Source organism: Stenotrophomonas sp. AG209 (assembly GCF_003550055.1).
Classification (GTDB): Bacteria; Pseudomonadota; Gammaproteobacteria; order Xanthomonadales; family Xanthomonadaceae; genus Stenotrophomonas.
Window position 1 is genome coordinate 1,969,993 of record NZ_QXDB01000001.1, and the last position, 17,685, is coordinate 1,987,677.

Consider the following 17,685-nt stretch of genomic DNA (forward strand, 5'->3'; position numbering starts at 1 on the left):
TACCAGCGCAGGCGGTCGCGCGCCCGCGCCATGGGCCAGAATGTTATTCCTTTTGGTTCTAAGGCACCCGCACCGGCGCGTTGGCTGGGGTCAGAGCCCCTGCGGGGATCCGACCCCGGGGTCGGATCCCCGCAGGGGCTCTGACCCCATTCCCTGGCCCAGCCGACTCAGGGATGATCCAGCGGCTTCGGCGGTTCCTGCCGGTTCACCCGCTCGCGGTGCAGCAGGTACAGGCCGGAAGCGACGATGATCGCCGCACCCACCCAGGTATAGCCATCGGGCAGCTGGCCCCAGAAGGCCAGGTCCCAGCCGATCACCCAGACCAGCCCGCTGTATTCCAGGGGCGCGATCATCGAAGCCTCGCCCAGCTGGAACGCCTTGGTCAGGGCGATCTGGCCCAGCGCCCCGGCCAGGCCCATGCCGGCGATCAGCGGCGCATGCGCCAGCTGCAGCGGCACCCAGCCGGGAAGGGACAGCAGGCCGGCGCCGATGGCCATGATCACCAGGAACCAGACCACCATCGACTGCGAGGTATCGGTGCGGGTCAGCAGGCTGACCGTGATCGCCGCCACGGCATAGGCGGTGGCGGCGGCCAGCACCATCAGGCCGGGCACCGAGATGAAACCGTCGACGCCCGGTCGCAGCACCACCAGCACGCCGACCAGGCCAATGCCGATGGCGACCCAACGCCGCGGCCCGACCCGTTCGCCCAGCAGCGGCACCGACAGTGCGGCGATCAGCAGCGGGGCGACGAAATAGATGGTGTAGGCGGTGGACAGCGGCAGGTCGCGCAGGGCGAACACGAAGCAGCCGATCATCGCCATGCCCAGCGCGCCACGCAGCAGGTGCAGGCCCCAGCGACGCGGCACCAGCGAGCGCGGCCCGGCGCTGGCCAGCACCCAGACCAGCACGAACGGCAACGAGGCCGCGCCGCGCAGGAAGGTCACTTCCAGGGTCGGATAGCTGGCCGACAGCTGCTTCATGCCAGCGTCCATCAGCGAGAAACAGGCGACCGCAGCGACCATCCAGGCCACCGCACGCGAGGGGGAGCGTTGCACGTTCATGGCCCATTATCGCCGACCACACCGGCTTGTAGAGTCGAGCCATGCTCAACTGCCGCCCTTCTGTAGAGTCGAGCCATGCTCGACTGTTCTTCACACAGCGGTCGAGCATGGCTCGACTCTACAGAAGGCAGTCATGCGGGCCCTCGCGATAGAATGGCCACCACTGAATCCTGCGGAGCATCGCCCATGCCTTCCTTCGACGTCGTGTCCGAAGTCGACACCCACGAGCTGACCAACGCCATCGACCAGGCCAACCGCGAACTGAGCACCCGCTTCGACTTCAAGGGCGTGGACGCCAAGTTCGAGCGCGATGGCGATGTGATCAACCAGACCGCGCCGACCGAGTTCCAGCTCAAGCAGATGAACGACATCCTGCGCGCACGCCTGGCCGCACGCGGCATCGACGTGCTCAGCCTGGAGTTCGGCGACATCGAGACCAACCTGGCCCAGGCCCGGCAAAAGATCACCGTCAAGCAGGGCATCGAGCAGAAGATCGCCAAGAAGATCGCGGCGGCGCTGAAGGATGCCAAGCTGAAGGTGGAAAGCCAGATCAACGGCGACAAGCTGCGCGTGCAGGGCAAGAAGCGCGACGACCTGCAGGACGCCATCGCCGTGCTCAAGGCCGGCAAGTTCGAGCTGCCGCTGCAGTTCAACAACTTCCGCGACTGAGGCATCCGCCGGGCACGCCCCGGCGCTGCCAGCGGCAGGTACGACGGCGCGTTGCCAGCGACGCGCCTACAATGGCGGCCCCGCCAGCCGACGTGCCCGCCATGACCGATTCCCACCTGCCCACCGATGACCCGATCGCCGCCACCCGCCTGTGGCTGGAGCGCATCGTCATCGGCCTGAACCTGTGTCCGTTCGCCAAGGCGGTGTATGTGAAGGACCAGGTCCGCATCGTGCTCAGCGATGCGACCACGCCAGAAGCCCTGGTTGAGCAGCTGGCCGAGGAACTGGTGCTGCTGCGCGATACGCCGGCCGAACAGATCGACACCACGTTGATCGTGCATCCGCAGGTGCTGACCGATTTCCTCGACTACAACGATTTCCTCGACAACGCCGACGCCGCGATCGAGGCACTGGACCTGCAGGGCATCCTGCAGGTGGCCAGCTTCCACCCGGACTACCAGTTCGACGGCGTGGCCGCGGACGACGCCAGCAACTATACCAATCGCGCGCCCTTCCCCACCCTGCACCTGCTGCGCGAAGACAGCGTGGCGCGCGCGGTGGATGTCTATCCGGACCCGGACGTGATCGTCGAGCGCAACATCCAGACCCTGGACCGCATCGGCGTGGACGGCTGGCATCGCCGCCTGCGTGGCGAAGACCTGACGTGAGCACGGTGCCGCCGATTGCCGCATGGCCGGCCGCGCCGCTGTCGGGCAAGGTGGTGCTGGTCACCGGCGGCGCCAACGGCATCGGCCGTGGCATCGCCCAGGCGGTGCTCGGTGCCGGCGGACGCGTGCTGATCGGCGACCTGGACGTGGAGGCCGGCGATGCGTGTCTGGCGGAATGGCAGCGCGGTGACGACACCGCATTCCAGCGCCTGGACATCACCGACGAAGCCAGCGTGCGCGACTTCATCGCCGTCGCCTTGCAGCGTTTCGGCCGCATCGACGGGCTGGTCAACAACGCGGGCATCGCCGGACCGCATGGCACGCTGCTGCAGGACATGGACTGGAACGAGTGGCAGCGCCGGCTGTCCTCGCTGCACGGTGCCTTCCTGTGCAGCAAGCACGCACTACCGGCGCTGACGGCCAGTGCTGCCGGCGCGATCATCAACATCGCCTCGACCCGCGCCTGGCAATCCGAAGCGCACAGCGAGGCCTACGCTGCGGCCAAAGGTGGGCTGGTGGCGTTCACCCATGCGCTGGCGATCAGTGCCGGCCCAACGGTGCGGGTCAACAGCATCAGTCCGGGCTGGGTCGGAACCACCGCCTGGCAGGCCCCCTCGCGACGACACGCGCCGGAGTACTCGGCCATCGACCAGGCACAGCACCCGGTCGGCCGGGTTGGCCGCCCCGAAGACATCGGCGCGCTGGCGGTGTACCTGCTGTCATCACTGTCCGGTTTCAGCACCGGCCAGGATTTCATCGTCGACGGCGGCATGACCCGGAAGATGATCTACGCCGAATGATCACAAGCCGGGACGCCAGGTAGAGGCCAACCTTGGTTGGCCTGGGCTTTTCGCCAACCAAGGTTGGCGCCTACCAAAGCGTTACGCCATGTCCGAACATTCCGGTAGATCCACGCCATGCGTGGATAGCGGTAACGTGCCAACCCAGGTTGGCACCCACCACAACGGCTTACGCCATGCCCGAGTGGCGCAGCAGCGCGTCGATCTGCGGTGCGCGGCCGCGGAAGGCCTTGAAGTTCTCCGCCGCCGGGCGGCTGCCACCACGCGACAGGATCTCATCGCGGAAGCGTGCACCGGTTTCAGCCAGTGCCTGCGGCGCTTCCTCGAACGCGGCGTAGGCATCGGCGCTGAGCACTTCGGCCCACTTGTAGCTGTAGTAACCCGCGGCGTAACCACCGGCGAAGATATGGCTGAACTGGTGCGGGAAGCGATTCCAGACCGGCGGGTGGTTCACGGCCACTTCCGCGCGCACGCGGTCCAGCAGTGCCAGCACGCTGTCCTGCGCCGGTTCGAACTGGCTGTGCAGCAGCATGTCGAACAGGCCGAATTCCAGCTGGCGCACCGTGGCCATGCCGCTGTGGAAATTGCGCGCGGCCAGCATGCGCTCGTACAGCGCGCGCGGCAGTGGCTCACCCGTTTCAACATGCGCGGTCATGCCCTGCAGGTGGTCCCATTCCCAGCAGAAGTTCTCCATGAACTGGCTGGGCAGCTCCACCGCGTCCCATTCCACGCCGTTGATGCCGGCCACACCCAGTTCGCCGATGCGGGTCAGCAGCTGGTGCAGGCCGTGGCCCATCTCATGGAACAACGTGGTTACTTCGTTGTGGCTGAAGGTCGCCGGCTTGCCGTTGGCACCACGGCCAAAGTTGCACACCAGGTAGACCAGCGGGGTCTGCACGCTGCCGTCGGCACGCTCGCGGCGGTTGCGGCAATCGTCCATCCACGCACCGCCGCGCTTGCCTTCGCGTGCGTACAGGTCCAGGTAGAACTGGCCCACCAGCGCGCCCTGCGCATCGACCAGGCGGAAGAAGCGCACGTCTTCATGCCAGACCGGCGCACTGTCCTCCTGCACGCGCAGGCCATACAGCTGCTCGATCACCGAGAACAGGCCGCCCAGCACCTTTGGTTCGGTGAAGTACTGCTTCACCTCCTGCTCGGAATAGCTGTAGCGCGCCTGCTTCAGGCGGTCGGCGGCGAATGCCAGGTCCCAGGCCTGCAGTGTCTCGATGCCCAACTGTTCGCGCGCGAACTGCTCTAGTTCGGCGCGGTCCTTGGCGGCGAACGGCTTGGCGCGCGTGGCCAGGTCGCGCAGGAAACCCAGCACTTCGGCCGGATCCTGCGCCATCTTGGTCGCCACCGAATAATCGCCGTACGAAGCGAAGCCGAGCAGCGCGGCCAGCTCCGCGCGCAGGGCGAGAATGCGGTCGATGTTGCTGCTGTTGTCCAGCGCGTCATCGCCGAATTCGGATGCACGCTGCGCGCTGGCGCGGTACAGGATCTCGCGCAGGTCGCGGTCTTCGGCCCAGGTCTGCACCGGCAGGTAGCACGGCATCTGCAGGGTCAGCTTCCAGCCGGACTTGCCCTCCTTTTCCGCCGCAGCGTGCGCGGCAGCCTTCACGTCCTCCGGCAGCCCCTTCAGTCGTGCTTCGTCCTCGATGATCAGCGACCACGCATCGGTGGCATCGAGCACGTTCTGCGAGAACTTCGCCGACAGCGCCGACAGCTCTTCCTTGATCGCAGCAAAGCGCTGCTGCGCCTCGGGCGCCAGCTCGGCCCCCCCCAGGCGGAAATCACGCAGCGTGTTGTCCAGCACCTTGCGCTGGGCCTCGTCGAAGTGCGCGGCCTCCGGGCTGGCGGCCAGTGCCTGGTACTGGCGGTACAGCGCCAGGTTCTGGCCCAGCGCGCTGGCGAAGCGGGTCACCCGCGGCAGGTTGCTGTTGTAGGCCTCACGCAGTTCCGGGGTGTTGACCACGCCCTGCAGGTGGCCGACCAGGCCCCAGGCGCGCCACAGGCGCTCGGTGGCATCGTCCAGCGGGGCGACGAAGGTCTCCCAGCGCACCGGCTGCACCTGCTCGGCCTTGCTGACGGCGGCTTCGGCCTCAGCCAGCAGCACATCCAGCGCCGGTGCGACGTGCTCGGGGCGGATCGCCTCGAAGCGCGGCAGGCCGGAAACATCAAGCAGGGGGTTGGCAACGGTCACGGCAGATCTCCAGGAAACGGGCCCGGCGGGCGGGCAGCCCGGTAGATATGGCGCTGGCAGGCGTGGCTGACAAGGGGGCGCGGCATTCACATCGGCCTTACGGTCACGCACCGAAGCTCTGGCTGCGGGGGAGTCCGCAGCGGTAGGTACCGAACGAGGCCCCACATGGAAGGTCTGGCTGCAGTTGCATCCACCTCACCGGCGCGGTCGCTGGCGCTGTCCGCCAGCCCGGCCGAACTGACCTGGATCGCCGCGCTGTGCGATGCCGGCGATGACGCCCCGCGCCACCTGCAGCAGCTGCAGGCGGTGCTGCAGCAGGGCGGCACCTTCAACGACGCCCAGGAGTGGTACCCGTTCGAAGTGGTCGAGCGCGGCGCCAGCCAGCTGCAGCTGGGCCACGAGCGCGAGTTCGTGATCTGCGTGCTGCTGTGGCTGCAGGCATTGGCCCAGGGCCGTGCCAGCATCCTGGACCCCAGCCTGCACCTGGATGACCGCGCAATGGACATCGAGGCCTTGCCAGATGCGCTGCGCGACGCGGTGCTGGATGCGTTCACCGCAGCGGGGTATTGAATCTCTAGCGTCGAGCCATGCTCGACGGCTCTTTCCCGGAGTCGAGCATGGCTCGACGTTACAAGGGCGCTACAACGCTTCCAGGCTGCACCACGGCAGTTCCGGCAACCCCTGCCCGGCCACCGCTGCGGCCAACTGTGCATCGGCGCCGTCGACATCGATGCCCTGCCGCGCGTACCACGACGGATCGTAATAGCTTTGCGCGTAGCGCTCGCCGCTGTCGCACAGGATGCTGACGATGCTGCCCTGGTGGCCCGCCTCGCGCATCCATTGCGCCGCCTGCAGCACGCCGATGAAATTGGTGCCAGTGGAGCCACCGACACGGCGTCCGAGCTGGCGGCTGACATGGCGCATCGCGGCCAGGCTCAGCGCGTCGGGCACCTTCACCATCGCATCGACGCTGGTCGGGATGAAACTCGGCTCCACCCGTGGCCGGCCGATGCCTTCCACGCGCGAGCCACCGCTGCAGGTCAGTCCGCGCCAGTCCTGTTCACCGGCCACGGCAGCCTTGTAGCCGTCGAAGAACACCGACACTTCCGGGTCCGCGCACAGGATGCGGGTGTCATGCCGGCGATAGCTGACATAACGCCCCAGCGTGGCGGCGGTACCGCCGGTGCCGGGGCTGCACACGATCCACTCCGGAACCGGGCTGGGCTCCTCGGCCATCTGCTTGAAGATGGATTCGGCAATGTTGTTGTTGGCGCGCCAGTCGGTAGCGCGCTCGGCATAGGTGAACTGGTCCATGAAGTGGCCGCCGGTTTCGCGGGCCAGCTTTTCCGAATCACAGTTGAGGTCGCAGGCACGCTCGACCAGGTGGCAGCGGCCCCCGTGGAACTCGATCGCGGCGATCTTTTCCGGCGAGGTGGTCGCCGGGATCACCGCAATGAACGGCAGGCCCAGCAGGCGCGCGAAATAGGCTTCAGAGACGGCGGTCGATCCACTGGAGGCCTCGATCACCGGCCGCCCCTCGCGCAACCAGCCGTTGGTCAACGCATACAGGAACAGCGAGCGCGCCAGCCGGTGCTTGAGGCTGCCGGTGGGATGGCTCGACTCGTCCTTCAGGTACAGATCGATGCCCTCGAACCCGGGCAGCGCCAGCGGGATCAGGTGGGTATCGGCGGAACGGTTGAAATCGGCTTCGATCTTGCGGATGGCGGCGGCCACCCATTCACGCTGCGACATGGCGGGCAATCGTTATCAGGACGGAACGGTGCGATCCGCCCATTGTACGTCGCGGTGCCGTCAGGTGCGGGCCGGTAGAATGAAGCCATCCGGCCGGCAACGGCCCCGTCTGAAGGACCTCCCCCATGACCATTCCCGCCCTGCGCGATATCCCCGGCGTCGCCGCCCAGGCCCCGGCCGAAACCAGCGGCTTCGTGTTCAACCACACCATGCTGCGGGTGAAGGACATCACCGCCTCGCTGGACTTCTACACCCGCGTGCTCGGCTACCAGCTGATCGACAAGCGCGACTTCCCGGACGCCCAGTTCAGCCTGTACTTCCTGGCCTACGTGCCGGCCGGCGCGGTGGTACCGGAAGACGATGCCCAGCGCCGCGCGTGGATGGCCGGCCTGCCGGGCGTGCTGGAACTGACCCACAACCACGGTACCGAGAGCCAGGACGGCGCGGTCTACCACGACGGCAACAGCGACCCGCGCGGCTTCGGCCACATCTGCGTGTCGGTGCCGGACATCGAAGCCGCCTGCCAGCGCTTCGAAGACCTCGGCGTGACCTTCCAGAAGCGCCTGACCGACGGCCGCATGAAGAACCTGGCCTTCATCAAGGACCCGGACGGCTACTGGGTCGAGATCATCGCCAACTGACAAAAAGGGGACGGAGGGGATTAAGTCGTTTCTGGCACTATTGGGCCGGAAGCGACTTAATCCCCTCCGTCCCCTTTTTTGCGAGGTTCGTATGGAAACGATGGAACTGCACCGCGGGCGACTGATCGACCACATCCAGCTGGTCGTACGCGACCTCGCCGCCAGCCGCCGCTTCTACCAGGCGGTGTTCGATACGATCGGCGTCCCGCTGGGTGGCAAAGGGCCGGACTTCTTCTGGGCCGACGAGCTGTTCATTTCCAGCGCCAGCAGCGAGGCCGCCGCCGGCCACCTGACCGGCCGCCACCATCTGGCCTTCCAGGCGCGCGACAGCGCCACCGTCGATGCCTTCCATGCCGCCGCAATCGCTGCCGGCGGCACCGACAATGGCGCGCCAGGCGAACGCCCCTACCATCCGGGCTACTACGGTGCCTTCGTGCTCGATCCGGATGGCAACAACATCGAAGTGGTCTACCACGGCCCGGCGAACTACAGCGCCGACTCGGTGAAGGTCACTTTCTGATTTCACCGATGCCGTGAACGAAGAAGCCGGGCAATGCCCGGCTTCTCTGCTTCCAGTGCCGCAGCCTCAGTGGGCGGCCATGTAGATGTCCTGAAGCACGGCCTTTTCCAGTTCCAGCTCGCCCAGCAGGTTCTTCACGATATCGCCCAGGCTGAGGATGCCGACCAGGCGGGCGCCTTCAGTGACCATCAGATGACGGCGCCGCGAGTACGTCATCAACGACATGGCCTGCTTCAGGGTCGCTTCCGGCGCAATGCCCTCCAGGCCGGTGGACGGCAGGCTGGAAATCACCCGGCGGCCGGCCTGCGGGCCGTCGTCGGCCAGGGTGCGCACGATGTCCTTTTCGGAAATGATGCCGACCGGGGCATCGTCCTTCATCACCACCAGCGCAGCGATCTTGTTCGCGCTCATCTTGTGGGCGGCGGCACCGATGGTGTCTTCGGCGTCGATGGTGATGACAGCTTCTTTCTTGGATTGCAGGAGTTCGCGGACGTTCATTCTTGTTTCCTGGTGCAGGTCACTGAAGTCAAAAAAGTGTGCTCTTCCGATACGCCCCCTCCCCGGGAACAGACCTTTCAGCGCACGTCTGGCGCACCCCTCTGCCGCTTGGAATGGATCGGCAGACGACGTGCTGCAACGCGAACGAGGTGGGCTCAACCGCTCAACCCGGACCTCGGTCAAATCGATTCTACGACTGCGACCATCGGTCACTACCGGCATCGATAGGACAGTTCGTCGTGGGAACCTACTGACGATCCAGAGAATGGCACCGTGGTTGAAACCGACGCTGAATGCGTCGAGATCTGCGCACTCAAGATCCCGTGCTCCGCGCCGACAGGCCGGACAAAATCATCCGACCGCGTACCACTTCCGCCGTGAGCGCCCCGCCTGATGGGCGTGAAAGGGAGGCACGGCAACCGATCCGGGCAGATCGGCTCTCGCGCCGCAGCGCTCCTCGCGCATCCACAAGGAAAAGAATTGCGCACCCTGCCTTGACAGCCTTACATGGCACAGGTACTTAACGCTCATAACAGGATGTTCATGAGCCATACATATGGAACTGGACAAGAACCGGCATAACGCCGATGTAGCCCCCCGCGCTTCGCAAAGCGCGCTGTCGGTTTTGCTCAGGCGCTTCTGGCGGGATTTCATCGGGCACCGGAAGGCATCCGTAACGCTGGCGGCCAGCCTGATGGTCCTGTCGGTGCTGCTCCAGTTGCCCGTTCCGCTGCTGACGATGCACATCATCGATGTTGTTGTCGAAAAGCGCGCTTTCAGCATCGTCAACCAGCTGGGAATGGCACTGGTTGCGCTCATCCTGCTTCGCCACGCGTTCTCCTACATCAATGAAAGCGTAACGCTGACGCTGAAGGAGTCGATCATCGTCGACGCGCAATCGACGCTGTTCCGGCACCTGCAGTCACTCCCGCTCAAGTTCTTCACCAACAAGCACTCGACCTACCTGCAGTCCCGCCTCATGAACGATGCGCGCGCCGTCGAAGGCGCGCTGGTCAGGAACTTCGTGACCATCGCGGTCAATGCCCTGACCTTCGTCGTCGGCGCCGCGATCATCCTTTACCTGCAGCCCCGAATGGGCGCGGTGCTGCTGCTCACCATCATCCCATTCGGCTGCATTCGTCTTTTCACCAACCAGCGCATGCGCTCGCTCAGCGCGGACATGCAGGAACAACAGGCGGCCACATCCGCAGCGATCAGCGAGCGCCTGGCCGGTGTGGCCACCATCAAATCGCTCGGCCAGGAGAACAGCCAGGCCGAACTGATGACGCAGCGACTGGAAACACTCAAAGGCGTCTACGTGCGGACCAACTGGTTCGGCGTCGTCAGCGGCATCGGCACCAGCCTGGTCACCTCGCTCAGCACAGCTTTCGTGCTGTGGTACGGACTGCACCTGGTAACACAGGGTGAGATGTCGCTCGGCCAGGTCGTCGGCATTCTTTCGCTGATGAACTTCCTGTATGCCCCGGTCAACGCGTTGGTTGCCGCCAACATCGGCATCCAGCAGGCGGCCTCTGCGGTGCAGCGGATCTATGAATTCCTCGACGAAGAACCCGAGCACGCTCATGGAGAGACCTTCAGGCTCTCCCAGGGACGGGTCGAATTCCGCGCCATCGACTTCGCCTACAAACCCGAATCCAAGGTATTCCAGGATTTCAGCCTGACCATCGCTGGGCGCGAAACGGTCGCCCTGGTCGGCCATTCGGGCGCGGGGAAAAGCTCGCTGGTCCGCCTGCTGCCAAGACTCAATGAGATCCAGGCAGGACAGATACTGATCGATGGATCCGACATCCGCAGTGTCGCGCTTCCAGATCTCCGGGCGGCCATCGGTATTGTCGAGCAGCAAGCGTTCCTGTTCACCGGAAGCATCCTGGACAACATCCGCCTCGGACGGCCGATGGCAACGCAGGAAGAAGTGGTCGCCGCTGCCCGCAATGCCAATGCCCACCACTTCATCAGCAGCCTCCCTCAAGGTTACGAGACATGCGTAGGTGAGCGTGGGCTCACTCTGTCGGGCGGCGAGTGCCAGCGGATCGCACTCGCCCGCATGTTCCTGCGTGACCCCCGGATCCTCATCCTCGATGAGGCGGTATCGGCGCTGGATTCGCAGTCGGAGGAAGCCATCCAGCGAAGCCTGCAGTCGCTATGCCGGGGCAGGACAACCATCATCATCGCCCATCGCCTGTCGACCCTGATGCTGGCCGACAGGATCGTCCTCATCGAGAAGGGCGTGCTGGTCGAAGAGGGGACCCACGAAGAACTCATCGCCTCGCAGGGGGCATACGCTCGCTTGTTCCTGCAACAGTTCCAGTCGCAGCACGTCCACGGGAAAGACCCCATCGGAATGGAAACGACCTGAGAGGATCGACAATGAACATGGTGATGCTCCCCCCCCGCGTCCGCATGTGGAATCGGGATGGCTGGTACCTCTACTTCGACCCGCACAACTTCAAATGGGTGCGGGTGAACGATTCCGGCCACTTCATCCTGACCCGGTTGCAGCTGTACCGGACCACCGAGGACATCGTCAGCGAAATCGTCGAGCGCTTCGGCATGACCGAGGACATTGCGCGCACGGCAGTGCATCAGTTCGTTGACGATCTTTCCAGCGTCGGCTTCCTGCACCACGACGAGTACGACGAAGGCGAACGGCCGACCTTTGGTCCTCGTGCTTTCGCACACACGGTGTACATGCACCTCACCAACAACTGCAACCTCAAGTGCCCGTACTGCTACAACAAGAGTGATCGGGAGTACAAGATCAAGATGGAGAAGCAGGGCAGGATCGCTTCGATCCTGACCACCGACGAGAGCAAGGCGCTGATAACCCGACTGGTCGAGAACGGCGTCAAGCACCTGGTCTTCACCGGTGGCGAGCCACTGATGAGACCAGACGCGCTGGAACTGTTCGAGCACGCCCGATCCCTGAGCAGCACGCTCAAGATCGAGGTGCTGACCAATGGCATCCTGATCAAGGATGCGGTCGCCGAGAAGCTCTGCGAGTTCGTCAACATGGTGACCATCAGCCTGGATGGGCATGAACGGCACATGCATGAGCGCTACCGGGGACGCAACACGTTCGCACCAACGATCCGCGGCATCCGCAAGCTGGTTGAGGTTCGCAAGCGGCGCGGCAAGCCCGGCCCACGCATCTCGCTGGTGCCCGCGCTGACTGACAAGAACATCGGGTTCATGAAGGAGATCTACGAGTTCGCGCTCGATGATCTCGGTGTTGACGGCCTCGCTCCGATCCTGTTCCAGGCCGGCGATCACCAGGAGCTGAGCATCCAGCAGATCCCCACCCTGGCCGAATGGGGACTCGCCCAGAACCGTACCCGGGACTATCTGCGAGGCCGTACGCCGCAACCGGTGAAGACCGCGCCCCCATCCCCCGTCGTGCCGCGCAACCACTGTGGCGTGGGCGAAGGTGAGTTCAGTGTTGATCCGGCGGGATTCGTATACCCGTGCCAGACGATGCATTTCGACCAGTTCATCTGCGGAAACGTCAGGGAACTGGATATCAAGGAGATCTATGACACATCGCCCGTCATGCGTCGCGTCAGGACGGCGGTTGTCGACAATCTGGATGTCTGCAGGCATTGCGACGTCAAGTACTTCTGCAACGGCGGATGCAGGTCTACCGCCTTCAATGTCTATGGTGAGTTCGAAAAGCACAACGAACTCTACTGCAGGCATCTCGAGAAGCTTGCCGTCGACCGCATGTGGGCAAACTGCGAGTTGCCGCTTCACGCCACGGAAGGTGTCTGTGCGTAGTGCCGTGAGCCCGTGTTGCGGTTAAAGGCGGGCCGTGCATGTGCACGGCTCATGGTTGTACACAACGAAGGAGAAAACAGCATGTTCAATCCTCAGGTGTTTACCGGTACGCAGGACCTGCAGGCAGCTGCAGGCGCATGTGGTTGCGGCTGTGCATGCAGCGGCGGCGGTGCGGGTGGTGGCAGCGGCAGCGGCGATGACTCGATGCAGCAGCTGTAAAGCCGGCTGAAAATCCCCCCTTGAGCCAATGCTCAAGGGGGGATCCTGACAACGCACCAGAAAATTCCACTAGGGACATCGCATGAAACGCCATGTTCACCTGATGGGAATCGTCTTTGCCGTGGCAGCCATGAGTGCCTCGGCAGCGCCCCATTCAACATTCACGCCCTCGGCCGGATTCTCGATCACCGATGGCACGCTCTATCGTGGCAACGCCGCGATCGCCAGCCATTTTTCCATCTCCAGAACCGAGATCGGGTACCTCTTTGTCTATGTCCCGCAGTTCGGCCTGATCACGCTTTCGACCAGTACGTTCCCCGGGGCCCAGGCGCACGGGCGTATTGAGAACCAGACGCTTCGATTCAATGCCGACGGTGAGGCTTTTGTCCTGACCAGCCAGTCCCCCCTGCTGGCTTCCGGGGAGAGCGTGGCGTGGGTCAGCGTGGACAGGACGTTCGCCCTGCGTGGAAAGCGTGCCGTAGTCGCCTATGGCGACAACCCCGGCATGCCGTACGACTGGCCCATGCGAGAGGTTGCACGCAAGTAGCGGAGGCAGCCGTTGACGCAGCGGGACATGAGGAACTCTCTCCGCCGCACATCTGCTCATGCCTGCATCAGAGAAGATCATCATCAGACAGGACGGATTCCATGGGATCGAATGCACTTGAAAGCATGAGCAGTCACTCGACGCAGGACATCATCGTCGAAGGACCGCTGCTGGGCGAACTGCGTGGAAGCGGCCGCGGGGGCCTCGCCGGCTACCTCAGCGTCGGCGGCTACGATACCCTGGCCCAGGCAATGCGAGGGGGCGCTGCAGATGCATTGGCACGCCTGGCTGCGTCCGGCCTGCGCGGACGGGCGGGCGGTGGCTTTCCCACCGCAGTGAAGTGGAAGCAGGTCCGTGACAACAGCGCAGCAGCGCGCTTCTTCGTCTGCAATGCCAATACCGGCCAACTGGGCGGCGGCAAGGAATCCGCACTGATCAGGCTGAATCCGCACGCCGTCATCGAGGCTGTTGCACTTGCAGCAAGTATCGTGGGCGCGCAGGTCGCCTTCATCCACCTCGGGCAGTCGCTTGAGCATGAGCAGCAACTACTGGAGGCTGCTGTGCAGGAGGCGCGCATGCAGAAGCTCCTGGACCCTGCAGCCTGTGACATCCGAATCGAGCGGTCTGAAAGTGGCTATCTGGCGGGGGAAGAAACCGCACTGCTGGAACTGCTTGAGGGCCGACCAGGCCGTCCACGTGGCAAGCCAGCGATGCCGACCCGCAGCGGTTTCCAGAAGCAACCCACGGTAGTGAACAATCTCGAGACCGTTCTGCAGGCCCTGCTGGCCATCCGGCTCGGTCCCGAGCAGTTCCGTGCAGTCGGCAGCCGGTACGCCAGTGGAACCACCATCTTCAGTGTTGTCGGGGATGTGGCCCGCCCGGGACTATATGAGCTTCCGCTGGGCACTGCGCTCGGCTCCCTCATCCATGAACACGCCGGTGGCATCTCCGGGAACGGGTCCCTGAAGGCAGCACTTGTTGGCGGCACGAGTGGAACCGCGGTCGGAGCGGAACACGCGGACCTGCAACTGGACTATGACAGCCTGGCCGGCATCGGCGGCAGCCTGGGCAGCGGGGTCATCATCGTACTGTCCGATAGAACCTCGATGGTGGGTGTCGCACGCGACCTCGCCAGGTTCTATCACCAGAACTCCTGCGGCAAGTGTGCTCCCTGCAAGGATGGAACGCGGCGCGCCTATCACATGCTGGACAACCTTGATCGGGTTGATGAGAGCGCGACCGACTGGCAACTTTCGGTGGAACCCACCAGCTCCCGGAAGATCCCGATGCTGCTGGTCAACGCCGCACCGCCCAAACGTGCAAGCATCAGCTATACCGATTCAGGGATCGGGCTGGAGAAGATCCGACTGATCTGCACCTGGTACTCCACCCGGGGTGATTGCCATCACCCAACGGAGTCCTCGCGCATGCTGCAGAGCCTGCTGGATGGATTCACCGACGAGTTTGAAAGGGAACGCGCAGCACCGGCAATGGACCAGGATGCGATGCTCTCGACGATGCCGGCAAGCTGACTCTTGGAAGCGACCCAACGGACGGGCCTGGCTGCATGGTCAGGCCCAGGTGCGACACTTGGAGACGATGTGTGCTTGCCTACTATGTGAATCTGGCCCTACGCAGCTTCAAGCGTAACAAGGGCCTGACGATGTTGATGATTGCGGCCATCGGAGTGGGTATCGGCGGCTCGATGACGGCGCTGACGGTCTTCTCCGCCCTGTCGGGAAACCCCATTCCCGCCAAAAGCGAGCGCCTGTTCTATCCACAGCTCGATCCTCGCCCAAAGAGCGATCAGGCCGCTGATGGGGAGCCGGCCGAACAATTGACCCGGTTCGATGCAGAAGCCCTGCTCCGCGATCGCAAGGCTGACCGCCAGGCGGTGATGGTTGGCGGCAGTGTGGCCGTTGAACCGGAGGCATCCCATATCCGGCCATTCATTGTCGACGCACGGTACACCTCGGCAGACTTCTTCCCCATGTTCGAGGCACCCTTCCGATATGGCGGGGGCTGGAGCGCCACCGAAGACCAGGGCCGGGCGCAGGTTGCGGTCATCTCGAAGGCGCTGAACGAAAAACTGTTCAGCGGTTCCGACAGCACCGGCAAGAGCCTTCTGGTTGCCGGTCGCCGGTTCCAGATCATCGGCGTTCTTGACCAATGGCGGCCGATGCCGAAGTTCTACGACATGACCAACGATCGCTTCAGCGACGTGGAACAGGTCTTCGTGCCGTTCTGGACCGCGCTTTCGCTGAAACTGGGCATCCAGGGCAGCATGAACTGCTGGGGCGACGTCAGCGCGGATCCAGAAGGCGCGCAGGCCCTCAATGCGCCATGTTCCTGGCTCCAGTACTGGGTCGAGCTTCCGACCGTTGAGCGCGCACAGGCCTATCAAAGGTACCTGCAGAGCTACTCCGAGCAACAACGGGCGGCCGGGCGATTCCAGCGCCCCAGCAACGTCAGGTTGCACAACGTCATGGACTGGCTGGACCAGCGCGGTGCGGTGCCTGCCGATGTGCGGCTGCAGCTCTGGGTGGCCCTGGGCTTCCTGCTCGTATGCCTGCTCAACACGGTGGGCCTGCTGATGGCGATGTTCATGCGACGCGCGCCTGAAATCGGCGTCCGCCGTGCACTGGGCGCTTCTCGTCGGGACATATTCCGGCAATTCCTGGTCGAGGCCGGGACCATCGGTCTGGTTGGCGGTGGCGTCGGGCTGCTGCTCGCCAACATCGGCCTGTGGGCGGTTCGCCATCAGTCCCACAGCTATGCATCGGAAGTGCACATGGGCATGTCGATGCTGCTTGCAACGTTCGTACTTTCGGTTTCTGCCAGTCTGGCCGCAGGCATTTTTCCCGCATGGCGAGCAATGCAGGTAAGTCCTTCGGTGCAGGCAAAGCTGCAATAGGAGAACCGCGGCGGTGCGTGCCCGCGCCTGCACCATGAACCGCCTGCTGCATCCAGCCGAAACGTCGCACCCTTCTGTTCCGGAGATTCCATGAGTATCGGCCCCATCCTCTCCAGTCTCAAACGCAACAAGATCCAAGCGGTTCTGATCATTCTCGAGATCGCGCTCAGCTGTGCGATCGTCTCCAATGCGACCTTCATGATCAGCCAGCGGTTGGAGCGCATGGAGCGGGCGACCGGCTTGGCCGACGACCAGGTCGTGAGGATCAACGTCGCGGGTATTGGCGAGAGTGAGAACCCCGGAGCGCAGGTGCGGCAGGATCTGGCGGAGTTGCGCTCGATCGCCGGCGTCAAGGCCGCCACCAGCCTGAATCATGTTCCGTTCGACAATTCCGCCTGGAATGGATCGGTTCGGCTGGATCGAAACCAGCGCGGCCCCAGCCTCAACGTCGCCATGTACCTGGGCAAGGATCTGCTCGATACCCTTGGACTCACGCTGGTGGAAGGACGGGATTTCTCTCCCTCCGAATACGTCGACTGGGAACAGTTCAATAGCGGTGGCCCGGCGCTGCGGGTGCCATCGGCCATCATCACCCGGGACGTGGCGGAGAGGCTGTTTCCGGGGCAGAGTGCCATTGGCAAGGAAATCTACGCGTGGAACCCTGACAATTCTCCACACCGCATTGTCGGCGTGGTCGAACGCCTGATCCGGCCAAACGACAATGGCGGCATCGAGAACGCCGGCTTCTCGCTGTTGCTACCGATGAAGGATCTGACGATGGGCCGGTTCGCGCTCCGGACCGATCCGTCACAGCGTGAGGCGGTCGAGAAGGCCGCGATCGCAGCGCTCGAACGCAGCAGCAACCGTCGCGTCATCATGGAGCACGCCGCCTTCACCGACGTGATGCGGCAGTACTACCAGAAGGATCGTGACATGGCGTGGCTGCTGGCCATACTCATGATGGGGCTGTTGGCGATCACCGCGCTGGGGCTGTTTGGAATCGCCAGTTTCTGGGTCTCGCAACGGACCCGCAGCATCGGCATCCGGCGCGCGCTCGGTGCAACCCGCAGACAGATCCTGCGCTACTTCCAGCTGGAAAATTTCCTGTTGGTGAGCATCGGCATCGCGCTGGGCATGATTGGCGCCTACGGAATCAACCAGGTGCTGATGAGCCACTACGAGCTGGATCGCCTGCCCGCGCTCTATCTTCCCGTCGGCGCGGCGCTGCTGCTGCTTATCGGCCAGCTGGCGGTATGGTCGCCCGCGCGACGCGCATCCTCGGTAGCACCCGCCGTTGCCACTGGCGGCTTCTGAGGCGCAACAAGCAGTGAAGACGCTGTCGCCCGCACCGTGCCTTCATTGATCACCGTAGCCGGCTTCCACCCTGTACCTGCGCAGGCT

Annotated in this window: 17 protein-coding genes; 13 read left to right on the forward strand and 4 right to left on the reverse strand. The window is 64.1% G+C overall.

What is annotated here, in order from left to right:
* Window positions 1-167 precede the first annotated feature (167 nt).
* The gene (locus DFO63_RS09145) at window positions 168-1,064 is read right to left on the reverse strand and encodes a DMT family transporter (RefSeq protein ID WP_049444938.1); all 897 of its coding nucleotides are present in this window, start codon (window positions 1,062-1,064) and stop codon (window positions 168-170) included.
* Window positions 1,065-1,250: 186 nt separating this feature from the next.
* Between DFO63_RS09145 and DFO63_RS09150 the strand changes: the two genes are divergently transcribed.
* From DFO63_RS09150 to DFO63_RS09160, 3 genes are all read left to right on the forward strand, one after another.
* The gene (locus DFO63_RS09150; RefSeq protein ID WP_014038547.1) at window positions 1,251-1,733 is read left to right on the forward strand and encodes a YajQ family cyclic di-GMP-binding protein; all 483 of its coding nucleotides are present in this window, start codon (window positions 1,251-1,253) and stop codon (window positions 1,731-1,733) included.
* Between the two features lie 101 nt (window positions 1,734-1,834).
* Window positions 1,835-2,401 (forward strand): DUF1415 domain-containing protein, encoded by a 567-nt coding sequence (locus tag DFO63_RS09155; RefSeq protein ID WP_032129027.1) that lies wholly within the window; start codon window positions 1,835-1,837, stop codon window positions 2,399-2,401.
* Window positions 2,398-3,201 (forward strand): SDR family oxidoreductase, encoded by an 804-nt coding sequence (locus tag DFO63_RS09160; RefSeq protein ID WP_119006795.1) that lies wholly within the window; start codon window positions 2,398-2,400, stop codon window positions 3,199-3,201. The genes DFO63_RS09155 and DFO63_RS09160 overlap by 4 nt, the downstream gene beginning before the upstream one ends.
* 169 nt (window positions 3,202-3,370) lie before the next feature.
* Here DFO63_RS09160 and DFO63_RS09165 read toward each other — a convergent pair whose 3' ends face one another.
* Window positions 3,371-5,401, reverse strand: coding sequence for a M3 family metallopeptidase (locus tag DFO63_RS09165; RefSeq protein WP_119006796.1), 2,031 nt, complete (start codon window positions 5,399-5,401; stop codon window positions 3,371-3,373).
* Window positions 5,402-5,566: 165 nt separating this feature from the next.
* Between DFO63_RS09165 and DFO63_RS09170 the strand changes: the two genes are divergently transcribed.
* Complete coding sequence (locus tag DFO63_RS09170) at window positions 5,567-5,971, forward strand: hypothetical protein (protein WP_014038551.1); 405 nt, start codon at window positions 5,567-5,569, stop codon at window positions 5,969-5,971.
* A gap of 69 nt (window positions 5,972-6,040) precedes the next feature.
* Here the strand turns inward: DFO63_RS09170 and DFO63_RS09175 are convergent, their stop codons facing one another.
* Window positions 6,041-7,153: a PLP-dependent cysteine synthase family protein gene (locus DFO63_RS09175; RefSeq protein ID WP_049444934.1), complete on the reverse strand. Its 1,113-nt coding sequence runs from the start codon at window positions 7,151-7,153 to the stop codon at window positions 6,041-6,043.
* Between the two features lie 125 nt (window positions 7,154-7,278).
* Here DFO63_RS09175 and gloA point away from each other — a divergent pair, with 125 nt between their 5' ends.
* Together gloA and DFO63_RS09185 are read left to right on the forward strand one after the other, a co-directional pair.
* Window positions 7,279-7,794, forward strand: coding sequence for a lactoylglutathione lyase (gene gloA, locus DFO63_RS09180; protein ID WP_101766108.1), 516 nt, complete (start codon window positions 7,279-7,281; stop codon window positions 7,792-7,794).
* Window positions 7,795-7,885: 91 nt separating this feature from the next.
* Window positions 7,886-8,314, forward strand: coding sequence for a VOC family protein (locus DFO63_RS09185; protein WP_049444930.1), 429 nt, complete (start codon window positions 7,886-7,888; stop codon window positions 8,312-8,314).
* A 66-nt stretch (window positions 8,315-8,380) separates the two neighbouring features.
* On the opposite strand, the gene DFO63_RS09190 is transcribed toward DFO63_RS09185, so the two are convergent.
* Entirely contained in the window at window positions 8,381-8,812 is a 432-nt protein-coding gene (locus DFO63_RS09190; protein WP_049421412.1) for a CBS domain-containing protein, read from the reverse strand.
* Between the two features lie 556 nt (window positions 8,813-9,368).
* Here DFO63_RS09190 and DFO63_RS09195 point away from each other — a divergent pair.
* The 7 genes from DFO63_RS09195 (at window position 9,369) to DFO63_RS09230 (ending at window position 17,598) form a co-directional block, all read left to right on the forward strand.
* Entirely contained in the window at window positions 9,369-11,189 is a 1,821-nt protein-coding gene (locus DFO63_RS09195; RefSeq protein ID WP_049445951.1) for an ABC transporter ATP-binding protein, read from the forward strand.
* A gap of 11 nt (window positions 11,190-11,200) precedes the next feature.
* Entirely contained in the window at window positions 11,201-12,604 is a 1,404-nt protein-coding gene (locus tag DFO63_RS21980; protein ID WP_158298010.1) for a PqqD family peptide modification chaperone, read from the forward strand.
* Between the two features lie 81 nt (window positions 12,605-12,685).
* The gene (locus DFO63_RS22105; protein ID WP_157804500.1) at window positions 12,686-12,823 is read left to right on the forward strand and encodes a hypothetical protein; all 138 of its coding nucleotides are present in this window, start codon (window positions 12,686-12,688) and stop codon (window positions 12,821-12,823) included.
* Window positions 12,824-12,905: 82 nt separating this feature from the next.
* Complete coding sequence (locus DFO63_RS09215; protein WP_049445945.1) at window positions 12,906-13,370, forward strand: hypothetical protein; 465 nt, start codon at window positions 12,906-12,908, stop codon at window positions 13,368-13,370.
* Window positions 13,371-13,495: 125 nt separating this feature from the next.
* A complete protein-coding gene (locus tag DFO63_RS09220) occupies window positions 13,496-14,902 on the forward strand; it encodes an NADH-ubiquinone oxidoreductase-F iron-sulfur binding region domain-containing protein (RefSeq protein ID WP_049445943.1) in 1,407 nt (468 codons plus the stop codon).
* A 71-nt stretch (window positions 14,903-14,973) separates the two neighbouring features.
* Window positions 14,974-16,284, forward strand: coding sequence for an FtsX-like permease family protein (locus tag DFO63_RS09225; RefSeq protein WP_101766113.1), 1,311 nt, complete (start codon window positions 14,974-14,976; stop codon window positions 16,282-16,284).
* Window positions 16,285-16,374: 90 nt separating this feature from the next.
* Window positions 16,375-17,598 (forward strand): FtsX-like permease family protein, encoded by a 1,224-nt coding sequence (locus DFO63_RS09230; protein ID WP_049445938.1) that lies wholly within the window; start codon window positions 16,375-16,377, stop codon window positions 17,596-17,598.
* The last annotated feature ends 87 nt before the right edge of the window (window positions 17,599-17,685 follow it).